This window comes from Acinetobacter sp. P37, from assembly GCF_057480965.1.
The window spans coordinates 1-12,635 of record NZ_JBLIYY010000006.1; the positions used below are offsets into that span (position 1 = coordinate 1).

Consider the following 12,635-nt stretch of genomic DNA (forward strand, 5'->3'; position numbering starts at 1 on the left):
CTCGCTTAAAGAAGGCGTTGAAATGGTTATGCCTGGTGACAACGTAGAAATGTCAGTAGAATTAATCCACCCAATCGCAATGGACGCTGGCTTACGCTTTGCGATCCGTGAAGGTGGACGTACAGTTGGTGCGGGTGTTGTTTCTAAAGTAACTGCATAATATAATACAGTTATCTTTGTACAGATCGAGAGTTTCGACTCTCGATTTGCTCTGCAGGTCAGTAGTTCAATTGGTAGAGCGTCGGTCTCCAAAACCGAATGTTGGGGGTTCGAGTCCCTCCTGGCCTGCCAAATTTTTTTAAAAAGAAGCTTGATGCTGGCTCAACTGGTCATATAATAAGTCGCGAATCCTACGACGAGTACAAAAATGTCGAATGATAAATCGCGTGACGCATTAAGCGACGCGCCAATTCCTCAAAGAAATAATCCTGCTGAAGTTGTTAATTCTGGTTCCCCTTTAGACTATGTTCTGTGGGTTATCGCGTTGATTTTACTCGGTAGTTCTATGATGGTGAATCAACATTTGCCAGCATACTGGGCACCAGCGAATGATGTTTGGGTCCGTGTTGGGGTAATTTTGGCTTGTATCATCGTGGCTTTAGGTTTATTATACGCCACCCATCAAGGCAAAGGCTTTGTTCGATTGTTGAAAGATGCTCGAATTGAGTTACGTCGAGTGACTTGGCCAACCAAGCAAGAGACCATGACCACATCTTGGCAGGTACTTGCGGTAGTCTTAGTGGCATCTATTTTATTATGGTGCTTTGACTATGCTTTGAGCTGGTTAATGAAGTTTATTATCGGGTAAGAGAGCTATGAAACGTTGGTACATTATTCATGCCTATTCTGGTTATGAAAAACAAGTGTTACGCTCACTTAATGATCGAATCCAGCGTAGCGCTGTAGCCGATAGCTTTGGTGAAGTCCTTGTCCCTACTGAAGAAGTAGTGGAAATGAAGGATGGTAAGAAACGTAAATCTGAGCGTAAATTCTTTCCCGGCTATGTGTTAGTCGAGATGGAAATGAATGATGAAACTTGGCACATTGTTAAAGAATGTCCAAAAGTATTAGGTTTCATCGGTGGTACTGCAGAAAAGCCTGCACCAATTACGCAAAAAGAAGCTGATGCGATTCTTGCACGTGTACGCAATACTGGCGAAGCACCTCGTCCTAAGACGATGTTTGAACCAGGTGAAGAATTACTCGTAATTGACGGTCCATTCACCGATTTTAAAGGCGTGGTGGAAGAAGTTCTATACGATAAGTCACGTTTGACGTTGACGATTAATGTATTTAATCGACCAACTCAGGTTGAGCTGGAATTTCGCCAAGTCGAAAAATCGGTTTAATTTAACTTGGTTGATAAACGCCCGATTTGTTATGAGTCGGGCATTGTTGTTGTAACGGTATCGTTACTTATATGTATGGGGAGCCTAGCGGCGTTAGTACCCAGAGGTAATTGAAATGGCTAAGAAGATTGACGGCTATATCAAGCTGCAAGTTCCAGCTGGTAAAGCAAATCCATCTCCACCGATTGGTCCTGCACTAGGTCAACGTGGTGTTAACATCATGGCATTCTGTAAAGAATTCAATGCTGCGACACAAAAAGTTGAAGCTGGTCTTCCAATTCCAGTAGTGATCACTGTGTACAACGACAAGTCGTTCACATTCATCATGAAAACTCCTCCTGCTGCGATTCTTCTTAAGAAAGCTGCGGGCATCCAAAAGGGTTCAGCTGTACCTAACAAAACTAAAGTTGGTAAGTTGACTCGCGCTCAATTAGAAGAAATTGCGACTACTAAAGAACCAGATCTTACTGGTGCTGATTTAGACGCACGTGTACGTACCATTGCTGGTTCTGCGCGTTCTATGGGCTTGGAAGTGGAGCTATAAGACATGGCTAAATTAACTAAACGTCAAAAAGCCATTGTTGCTGCTGTTGAAGCTAACAAAGTTTACACTTTGGAAGAAGCAGTTGCAGTTCTTAACGGCCTTCCAGCAGTAAAATTCAAAGAATCTTTGGATGTTGCTGTAAACCTAGGTGTTGATCCTCGTAAATCTGACCAAGTTGTTCGTGGCGCGACTACACTTCCTGCAGGTACTGGTAAAACTGTACGTGTAGCTGTGTTTGCTCAAGGCGCTGCTGCTGAAGCTGCTAAAGCTGAAGGCGCGGACGTTGTTGGTTTTGATGATCTTGCTGAAAGCATCCAAGCGGGTAACCTTGACTTTGACGTAGTAATTGCAGCTCCGGATGCAATGCGCGTTGTTGGTAAGTTAGGTACGATTCTTGGTCCACGTGGCTTAATGCCAAACCCTAAAGTGGGTACTGTAACTCCTGACGTAGCTTCTGCTGTTAAAAACGCGAAAGCTGGTCAAGCACGTTACCGTGTAGACAAAGCGGGTATTATCCACGCTGCGATCGGTCAAGTAGGTTTCACTGCTGAAGCTGTTCGTTCAAACGTTGAAGCTCTTGTAGCTGACCTTAAGAAAGCAAAACCTGCTACTTCTAAAGGTGTTTACATCCAAAAGATCACTTTAAGCTCAACTATGGGTCCTGGTCTTGTTGTTGATGTAGCAAACGTTTCTAAATAAGTTTCGACTTATTACAGAATTTTAAAGCCCTGAGTAATATTTGAAGCACTGCTTTAAATATTACGCAAGAAACGCTTCGTCGTATATTGCGTGATTCAGGCAAACTTTGAATTGATAAATTTAGATTTATCAGCGTCAAAGACCTCAGGCGAGGGGAGTTGTATGCTTTCTTCTTAATAGCCCAGCCTGAGTAGACGCGGTGGTGTGATTTGTTCCTCCTCCGCGTGTTGGTTCAGTGATGAGCTAACGAATTGGGAGTGCATCTGTATAGGTGCATAAATCACCGTTAGGAGGTTTTACAATGGCTCTTCTTATCGAAGGCAAAAAACAGATCGTAGCTGAAGTAACTGAAGTTGCTTCTACTGCGTATGCTGCTGTTGTTGCTGACTATCAAGGTTTAACTGTTGAGCAATTAACTGCTCTACGTGTTGAAGCTCGTAAACTAGGTGTTGCTACTCGTGTAGTTCGTAACACTTTGGCTAAACGTGCTCTTCAAGATACTCAATTCAATATCTTGAGCGACAACCTTGTTGGCCCAACAATCTTAGCTTTCTCAACTTCTGAAGACGATATGGGCGCAGCTGCTCGTTTGTTCGAAGAATTTGCTAAAACTAATAAAGCATTTGAACTTAAAGCTGCTGCATTTGACGGTAAGGTTTATCAAGGTGCTGAAGTTAGCGTTATCGCGAACCTTCCAAACCAAGAGAAAGCGCTTACTATGCTTGCAAACGTTCTTCAAGCTCCTATTTCGAAATTGGGTCGCCTTATTACTGCGCTCAAAGAGAAAAACGAGTCAGAAGCTGCTTAAGCTTAAATCAATTTACACACCATTCAATACCCATTTGGAGTTACTCTCATGGCTTTAACAAACGAAGAAATCTTAAACGCAGTTGCTGAAAAAACTGTTCTTGAACTTGTTGAACTTATTTCTGCTTTCGAAGAAAAATTCAACGTATCTGCTGCTGCTGTAGCAGTTGCTGCTGCTCCTGGCGCTGCTGGTGCTGCTGCTGAAGAACAATCAGAATTCAACGTTGAGTTGACTTCTTTCGGTGCTAACAAAGTTGCTGTAATTAAAGCAGTTCGTGAAGCTACTGGCCTTGGTCTTAAAGAAGCTAAAGATCTTGTTGAAAGCGCTCCTTCAGTTCTTAAAGAAGGCGTTTCTAAAGAAGAAGGCGAAGAACTTAAGAAAAAACTTGAAGAAGCTGGTGCTACAGTTACACTTAAGTAATCTTAAGGGGAGTCGATTTTTTTATAATCGGCTCCAAAAAATGGCTGGTGGCCCTTGGGTCATCAGCCTTTTTGCGTTACAATAATCGGCTCGATTTTTGTTTGCATGATATAAAAATCATACAAATTAAAAATAATTTATAAAACCAAACGCTTACCAATATTTTTCAGTAAAAAATATTGTTAAGCGTTTTAATACCACTAAAAATTGCAGCATTTGTGAAAGTGGTGGCCATATCGGCCTGCGTAATTCCTTCTAAGTTCGTTCTGCAGGCGGACTTAGTTTACTTTCCGAGGACTCCAGATGGCATACTCATATACCGAAAAGAAACGGATCCGTAAGAATTTTGGTAAATTGCCCAAGGTAATGGATGTTCCGTACTTGCTCGCGATTCAAGTCGACTCGTACCGAACTTTCCTTCAAGACGGCAAAACTCCAAAAAACCGCGAAGATATCGGTCTCCAAGCCGCATTTCGTTCAGTTTTTCCTATTGAAAGTTATTCTGGCAATGCTGCTTTAGAATTTGTTGAGTATAGTCTTGGTAAGCCTGAATTTGATGTGCGCGAATGTATTCTTCGTGGCTCAACTTATGCGGCGCCAATGCGTGTAAAAATTCGTCTGATCATTAAAGATCGCGAAACTAAAACAATCAAAGATGTGCGTGAGCAAGAAGTCTACATGGGTGAAATGCCACTTATGACAGACAACGGTACCTTTGTGATCAATGGTACTGAGCGTGTAATCGTATCTCAATTACACCGTTCACCAGGTGTATTCTTTGACCACGATAAAGGCAAAACTCACTCTAGCGGTAAAGTTCTTTACTCTGCTCGTATCATTCCTTACCGTGGTTCATGGTTAGACTTTGAATTCGATGCAAAAGATCTTGTATATGTTCGTATTGACCGTCGTCGTAAATTACTTGCGACTGTTGTGCTTCGTGCCTTGGGTTATAACAACGAACAAATCCTAGACATGTTCTACGAAAAAGTACCTGTATATCTTGATATGGGTAGCTATCAAATTGACTTGGTTCCAGAACGTCTACGTGGCGAAATGGCTCAGTTTGATATCGTGGGTACAGACGGTAAAACAATTGTTGAACAAGGTAAACGTATTAACGCGCGCCATGTTCGTCAAATGGAAGCAGCAGGTCTTGAAAAACTTTCTGTTCCTGATGAATACCTATATGAACGTATTGTTGCTGAAGATGTAACGTTACGTGATGGCGAAGTAATTGCTGCAAATACAGTACTAAGCCATGAAATTATGGTGAAATTGGCTGAAGGCGGCGTTAAACAATTCAACGTACTTTATACCAATGACATCGACCGTGGCCCATTCATTGCGGACTCTTTACGTGCAGATACTACAACTGGTCGTGAAGAAGCACTTGTAGAAATCTACAAAGTGATGCGTCCGGGTGAGCCACCAACAAAAGAAGCTGCTGAAAACTTATTCAACAACTTGTTCTTCTCTTCTGAACGTTATGACTTATCACCAGTAGGTCGTATGAAGTTCAACCGTCGTTTGGGTCGTCCTTACGAAGTGGGTACGGATCAGAAGTCTCGTGAAGTTGAAGGTATTCTTTCGAACGAAGACATCACTGATGTATTGAAAACATTAGTTGAAATCCGTAACGGTAAAGGTGAAGTCGACGATATCGATCACTTGGGTAACCGTCGTGTTCGTTCTGTTGGTGAAATGACAGAAAACCAATTCCGTGTTGGTCTAGTTCGTGTTGAACGTGCTGTTAAAGAACGTTTATCTCAAGCTGAAACTGATAACTTGTCTCCGCAAGATTTAATCAATGCGAAACCAGTTGCTGCTGCAATCAAAGAATTCTTTGGTTCAAGCCAGTTGTCTCAGTTCATGGACCAAAACAACCCGTTGTCTGAAATTACACACAAACGTCGTGTATCAGCATTGGGCCCAGGTGGTTTGACTCGTGAACGTGCGGGCTTCGAAGTACGTGACGTACATCAAACTCACTACGGTCGTGTATGTCCAATTGAGACTCCTGAAGGTCCAAACATTGGTTTGATCAACTCACTTTCTGTTTATGCGAAAGCGAATGATTTTGGTTTCTTAGAAACGCCTTACCGTAAAGTTGTTGATGGTCGTGTAACGGATGACGTTGAATACCTTTCTGCGATTGAAGAAGTAGGTACTGTGATTGCACAGGCCGATTCAGGTGTAGATAAAGACGGTAATTTAACAGAAGAATTTGTTTCTGTACGTCACCAAGGTGATTTCGTACGTATGCCTCCTGAAAAAGTGACGCATATGGACGTATCTGCACAGCAGGTTGTATCTGTTGCTGCATCACTTATTCCATTCCTTGAACACGATGATGCCAACCGTGCATTGATGGGTTCAAACATGCAACGTCAGGCAGTACCTACGTTGATCGCTGACAAGCCGCTTGTTGGTACAGGTATGGAAGCAAACGTAGCGCACGACTCAGGTGTATGTGTTCTTGCGAAACGTGGTGGCCGTATTGAATTCGTCGACGCGTCTCGTGTTGTTATTCGTGTAAACGAAGACGAAATGGTCGCGGGTGAAGCAGGTGTAGATATCTACAACCTGATCAAATATACACGTTCTAACCAAAACACTTGTATTAACCAAAAAGTGCTTGTAAGCCTTGGTGATCAAGTGGGTCGTGGTGACGTATTAGCTGATGGTCCATCTACAGATGGTGGTGAATTGGCATTGGGTCAAAACATGCGCGTAGCATTCATGACTTGGAACGGTTACAACTATGAAGACTCGATCTTATTATCTGAGCGTGTGCTTCAAGAAGATCGTTTAACATCAATCCACATTCAAGAATTGTCATGTGTAGCACGTGATACTAAATTGGGTGCGGAAGAAATTACTGCCGATATCCCGAACGTGGGTGAAGCAGCACTTTCTAAACTTGATGAGTCAGGTATTGTTTACATCGGTGCAGAAGTAACAGCGGGCGATATCCTTGTAGGTAAAGTAACACCTAAGGGTGAAACCCAACTTACTCCGGAAGAAAAACTTCTTCGTGCAATCTTCGGCGAAAAAGCGGCTGACGTTAAAGATTCATCTTTACGTGTATCTTCTGGTGTTAAAGGTACTGTTATTGACGTTCAAGTGTTTACACGTGATGGTCTTGAAAAAGACGAACGTGCTCAAGCAATTGAAAAAGCTCAATTAGATGCTTACCGTAAAGATTTGAAAGAAGAATTCAAAATCTTTGAAGAAGCAGCTCGTGAACGTATTGTTCGTTTGTTGAAAGGTCAAGAATCGAATGGTGGCGGTACAACTAAACGCGGTGACAAATTAACTGAAGAGTTATTGTCTGGTCTTGAGTTGGTTGATCTTATTGAAATCCAACCAGTCGACGAAGCGATTGCTGAACGTTTAACTCAAATTCAAGTGTTCTTGAAAGAGAAGAGCCTTGAAATTGACGAGAAATTTGCAGAGAAAAAACGTAAATTGTCTACAGGCGATGAACTGACAACTGGCGTATTGAAAGTTGTTAAAGTTTACTTGGCTGTAAAACGTCGCATCCAACCGGGTGATAAAATGGCGGGTCGTCACGGTAACAAAGGTGTTGTATCAAACATCCTACCTGTAGAAGACATGCCACACGATGCAAACGGTGTTCCAGTTGATGTTGTACTTAACCCACTGGGTGTACCATCACGTATGAACGTGGGTCAGATTCTTGAAACTCACTTAGGTATGGCGGCTAAAGGTCTTGGCGATCAAATCGACAAGATGATGAAAGAGCAACGTACTGTACTTGAGCTTCGTGAATTCTTAGACAAGATTTACAACAAAGTTGGTGGCGAACAAGAAGATCTTGATAGCTTAACTGATGAAGAAATCTTGGTGCTTTCAGGTAACTTGCGTAAAGGTGTTCCTTTAGCAACACCAGTATTTGATGGTGCTGAAGAATCACAAATCAAAGAATTGTTAGAACTTGGTGGCATTTCACGTACTGGTCAAACAGTATTGTATGATGGTCGTACAGGTGAGCGTTTTGACCGTCCAGTAACTGTAGGTTACATGTACATGTTGAAATTGAACCACTTGGTTGACGACAAGATGCATGCGCGTTCTACTGGTTCTTACTCTCTAGTAACTCAACAGCCGCTTGGTGGTAAAGCACAATTCGGTGGTCAGCGTTTCGGTGAGATGGAAGTATGGGCACTCGAAGCTTACGGTGCAGCATATACACTTCAAGAAATGCTTACTGTGAAGTCGGATGACGTTGAAGGTCGTACCCGTATCTATAAGAACATTGTAGATGGTAACCATTACATGGACCCAGGTATGCCTGAATCGTTCAACGTATTGACCAAAGAGATCCGTTCTTTAGGTATCAACATTGAACTGAAAAATGGTGACTAAGAATCTCCATTAAATCTCCCTAAATCCCTCTTTGTAAAAGAGGGACTTTTCCCCCTTTGAAAAAGGGGGATTAAGGGGGATTAAAATTCAGTTAAAAAACAATATTTGTGACCCAGTTGTGAAGTGAAAATCTCCACAACACACGGAGAAAAAAATTGAAAGACTTGCTCGATATCATGCGCAAAAAGACGGATTCAGACGGTCATGCTCCTGTAGAGTTTGATCGCATCCGTATTGGTCTTGCGTCACCAGAAATGATTAAGTCGTGGTCTCATGGTGAAGTTAAAAAGCCTGAAACCATTAACTACCGTACGTTCAAACCTGAACGTGATGGTTTATTCTGTGCCAAAATCTTTGGTCCAGTAAAAGATTACGAATGCTTGTGTGGTAAATACAAGCGTATGAAATACAAAGGCGTCATTTGTGAAAAATGTGGCGTTGAAGTAACAACTGCAAAAGTACGTCGTGAACGTATGGGTCATATTGACCTTGCTTCGCCAGTTGCTCATATTTGGTTCTTAAAATCACTTCCTAGCCGTATCGGTCTGCTTTTAGACATGACTTTACGTGATATCGAACGTGTATTGTATTTCGAATCATACGTTGTAACTGACCCAGGTATGACTCCACTTGAGAAATACCAACTTCTAAACGATGAAGAATACTTCACTGCTTTAGAAGAACACGGTGATGAATTCACTGCGAAAATGGGTGCAGAAGCAGTTCAAGATTTGTTGAAAGACATCGATCTTGAAGCTGAAATTTCACGTCTTCGTGAAGAAATTCCAAATACAACTTCAGAAACGAAGCTTAAAAAAGCTTCTAAACGTCTGAAATTGATGGAAGCGTTCAAAGAGTCGAACAATAAACCAGAATGGATGGTGATGAATGTACTTCCAGTACTTCCACCTGATCTTCGTCCGTTGGTTCCTCTAGAAGGTGGTCGTTTTGCGACTTCTGACTTAAACGATCTTTACCGTCGTGTAATTAACCGTAACAACCGTTTAAAACGTCTACTAGACCTTGCAGCACCAGACATTATCGTACGTAACGAAAAACGTATGTTACAAGAGTCTGTTGATGCATTGCTTGATAACGGTCGTCGTGGTCGTGCAATTACTGGTTCGAATAAACGTCCTCTTAAATCTTTGGCAGACATGATCAAAGGTAAACAAGGTCGTTTCCGTCAAAACTTATTGGGTAAACGTGTCGATTACTCTGGTCGTTCGGTAATTACCGTAGGTCCGACTTTACGTCTTCACCAATGTGGTCTTCCGAAAAAAATGGCGCTTGAATTATTCAAACCATTCATTTTTGCGAAACTACAAGCATCTGGCCAAGCGACAACCATTAAAGCTGCGAAGAAAATGGTTGAGCGTGAAACTCCAGAAGTTTGGGACGTACTTGCTCACGTAATTCGTCAACATCCAGTGATGTTGAACCGTGCGCCTACACTTCACCGTTTGGGTCTTCAAGCATTTGAACCAACCCTGATTGAAGGTAAAGCGATCCGTCTTCACCCGTTAGTTTGTGCGGCATTTAACGCCGACTTCGACGGTGACCAAATGGCGGTACACGTACCATTAACACTTGAAGCTCAGTTAGAAGCTCGTGCGTTAATGATGTCAACAAACAACATTCTTTCTCCTGCGAACGGTGAGCCAATCATCGTACCTTCTCAGGACGTTGTCTTAGGCTTGTACTACATCACTCGTGATGCGATCAATGCCAAAGGTGAAGGCATGGTGTTTGCGGATACTGACGAAGTAAACCGTGCACTTGCAACAGGTCAAGTTGATTTACATGCTCGCGTAAAAGCACGTGTACACCAAACTGTCATTGACGAAAATGGTAACCGTGAACAACAAACCATTGTTGTAGACACAACTCCAGGTCGTTGTTTACTTTGGGAAGTTGTACCTGAAGGTATGGATTTCCAACAAATCAACGTTGAGATGACTAAAAAGAACATCTCTAAATTGATCAACTCTTGCTACCGTAAATTAGGTCTTAAAGATACTGTTATCTTCGCTGACCAATTGATGTACTTGGGCTTCCGTCAAGCGACTCACTCAGGTGTGTCTGTTGGTATGGAAGACATGTTGATTCCGCCACAAAAACAAGCAATTATCGAAAAAGCTGAAGTTGAAGTTCGTGAAATTGAACAACAATTCGAGCAAGGTTTCGTAACTGCCGGCGAACGTTATAACAAAGTTGTCGATATTTGGGCGCGTACAAACGACCAAGTAGCGAAAGCGATGATGGACAACTTGTCTTTCACAACTGTTAAAAACAAACAGGGTGAAGACGAGAAACAAAAATCATTCAACTCGATCTACATGATGTCTGACTCAGGTGCCCGTGGTTCGGCAGCTCAGATTCGTCAGTTAGCGGGTATGCGTGGTTTGATGGCGAAACCAGATGGTTCGATCATTGAAACACCAATTAAAGCGAACTTCCGTGAAGGTTTGACCGTACTTCAGTACTTCATTTCAACACACGGTGCACGTAAAGGTTTGGCCGATACTGCATTGAAAACTGCGAACTCAGGTTACTTGACTCGTCGTTTGGTTGACGTTGCACAAGACTTGGTAATTACTGAGCCAGATTGTGGTACTTTCGACGGTCTTGTAATGACTCCGTTCATTCAAGGTGGCGATGTCATCGAGAACTTAGGTACTCGAGTATTGGGTCGTGTACTTGCTGAAGATGCGAAGAAACCAGGTTCGGATGATGTGATTCTTCCACGTAATACTTTAATCGACGAAAAACTTGCAAACTACTTAGAAGAGCAAGGTGTCGATGAAGTGAAAGTACGTTCAGTTGTAAACTGTGAATCTACTTTCGGTGTATGTGCGAAATGTTACGGTCGTGACCTTGCTCGCGGTCACTTGGTGAATCCAGGTGAATCTGTGGGTGTAATGGCTGCTCAATCAATTGGTGAGCCAGGTACACAGTTAACAATGCGTACGTTCCACGTAGGTGGTGCTGCGAGCCGAACTTCTGCTGCTAACAGCGTACAAGTTCGTAACAAAGGTACAGTACGTTTCCACAATGTGAAAACAGTACAACACGCTAAAGGTCACTTGGTATCAACTTCACGTTCAGGTGAAATCGGTATCGCGGATGACATTGGTCGTGAACGCGAACGTTACAAAATTCCATACGGTGCTTCAATCATCATTAAAGATGGCGAAGCTGTGGAAGCTGGCGGTATCGTAGCGACTTGGGATCCGCATACACATCCACTAGTTACCGAAGTTGCAGGTAAAGTGCGTTTCAGCCAAATCGCTGATGGCGTAACTGTAACATCGAAAACTGATGATGCAACAGGTATGACGACTATTGAGGTACTTCCAGTAACTTCACGTCCAGCATCTGGTAAAGATATGCGTCCAGCTGTTGTATTGGATACAACAGATGGCGGCGAACAGTTCTACTTCCTACCACAAAACACGATTCTGACTGTGCGCGATGGCGAAACAATTGGTGTCGGTGATGTTATTGGTCGTGTGCCACAAGAATCTTCACGTACACGTGATATTACCGGTGGTCTACCGCGTGTAGCTGACTTGTTCGAAGCACGTAAACCGAAAGAACATGCGATCCTTGCTGAAATTTCAGGTATCGTAAGCTTCGGTAAAGAGACCAAAGGTAAGAACCGTCTTGTGATTACTCCGGATGATGGCTCTGAGATTTACGAAGAGCTAATTCCGAAATGGCGTACGATTAACGTGTTCGAAGGCGAGCATGTGAACCGTGGTGAAACCATTTCTGATGGTCCGCAAAACCCACACGACATCTTACGTTTGAAAGGCGAAGTTGCACTGACAAACTACATCGTGAACGAAGTTCAGGACGTATACCGTCTGCAAGGTGTAAAAATCAACGACAAGCACATTGAAGTGATCGTACGTCAAATGCTTCGTAAAGTTGAAATCACTGACGGTGGTGATACAAGCTTCATCAAAGGCGAGCAAGTGGAATACATCCGCGTTGTTCAAGAAAACCAAGCTGTGGCAGCTCAGAACAAGTTCCCAGCGAAGTTTGAACGTCAATTGATGGGTATTACCAAAGCGTCGCTTTCTACTGACTCGTTCATTTCTGCTGCATCGTTCCAGGAAACAACTCGTGTGTTAACTGAAGCTGCTGTAACAGGTAAAGAAGATGAATTACGTGGTCTGAAAGAAAACGTAGTTGTAGGTCGTCTGATCCCAGCGGGTACAGGTTTGGCTTACCACTTAGAACGTCGTCGTCAAGAGTCTGAAGCTGCAGAGCTTGAGCTTCACAATGATTTCTCTGATGTAGATCAAGCATTAAGCCAAGCGTTTAGCGATGAATTTAACGGTCTTTAATTAGCCCTTAAATCATTCAAAAAAGCCACCTTTGGGTGGCTTTTTTTATGCGGATGAATTGAAAATTA

Annotated in this window: 9 protein-coding genes and 1 tRNA gene; all 10 read left to right on the top strand. The window is 42.8% G+C overall.

Annotated elements, in window-relative coordinates; translation table 11 throughout:
- Positions 1–160 (top strand): EF-Tu C-terminal domain-related protein (locus AC25JC_RS06835; RefSeq protein ID WP_486923805.1); only part of this gene is annotated, 160 nt, incomplete at its 5' end.
- Positions 161–215: 55 nt separating this feature from the next.
- Positions 216–291, top strand: a tRNA-Trp gene (locus AC25JC_RS06840).
- A gap of 76 nt (positions 292–367) precedes the next feature.
- Entirely contained in the window at positions 368–808 is a 441-nt protein-coding gene (secE, locus tag AC25JC_RS06845) for a preprotein translocase subunit SecE (RefSeq protein WP_078189832.1), read from the top strand.
- 7 nt (positions 809–815) lie between these two features.
- Positions 816–1,349, top strand: a complete 534-nt coding sequence (gene nusG / locus AC25JC_RS06850; RefSeq protein ID WP_078189831.1) for a transcription termination/antitermination protein NusG — start codon at positions 816–818, stop codon at positions 1,347–1,349.
- A 115-nt stretch (positions 1,350–1,464) separates the two neighbouring features.
- Positions 1,465–1,893 (top strand): 50S ribosomal protein L11, encoded by a 429-nt coding sequence (gene rplK, locus AC25JC_RS06855; protein ID WP_004868049.1) that lies wholly within the window; start codon positions 1,465–1,467, stop codon positions 1,891–1,893.
- A 3-nt stretch (positions 1,894–1,896) separates the two neighbouring features.
- Entirely contained in the window at positions 1,897–2,592 is a 696-nt protein-coding gene (rplA, locus tag AC25JC_RS06860; protein ID WP_078189830.1) for a 50S ribosomal protein L1, read from the top strand.
- A 301-nt stretch (positions 2,593–2,893) separates the two neighbouring features.
- Positions 2,894–3,400, top strand: a complete 507-nt coding sequence (gene rplJ, locus AC25JC_RS06865; protein WP_111885844.1) for a 50S ribosomal protein L10 — start codon at positions 2,894–2,896, stop codon at positions 3,398–3,400.
- 48 nt (positions 3,401–3,448) lie between these two features.
- The gene (gene rplL / locus AC25JC_RS06870) at positions 3,449–3,820 is read left to right on the top strand and encodes a 50S ribosomal protein L7/L12 (protein ID WP_078189828.1); all 372 of its coding nucleotides are present in this window, start codon (positions 3,449–3,451) and stop codon (positions 3,818–3,820) included.
- A 303-nt stretch (positions 3,821–4,123) separates the two neighbouring features.
- Positions 4,124–8,212, top strand: coding sequence for a DNA-directed RNA polymerase subunit beta (gene rpoB, locus AC25JC_RS06875; RefSeq protein WP_486923750.1), 4,089 nt, complete (start codon positions 4,124–4,126; stop codon positions 8,210–8,212).
- A gap of 155 nt (positions 8,213–8,367) precedes the next feature.
- On the top strand, positions 8,368–12,567 hold the full coding sequence (gene rpoC / locus AC25JC_RS06880; protein ID WP_078192842.1) for a DNA-directed RNA polymerase subunit beta': 4,200 nt from the start codon (positions 8,368–8,370) through the stop codon (positions 12,565–12,567).
- Positions 12,568–12,635 lie beyond the last annotated feature (68 nt).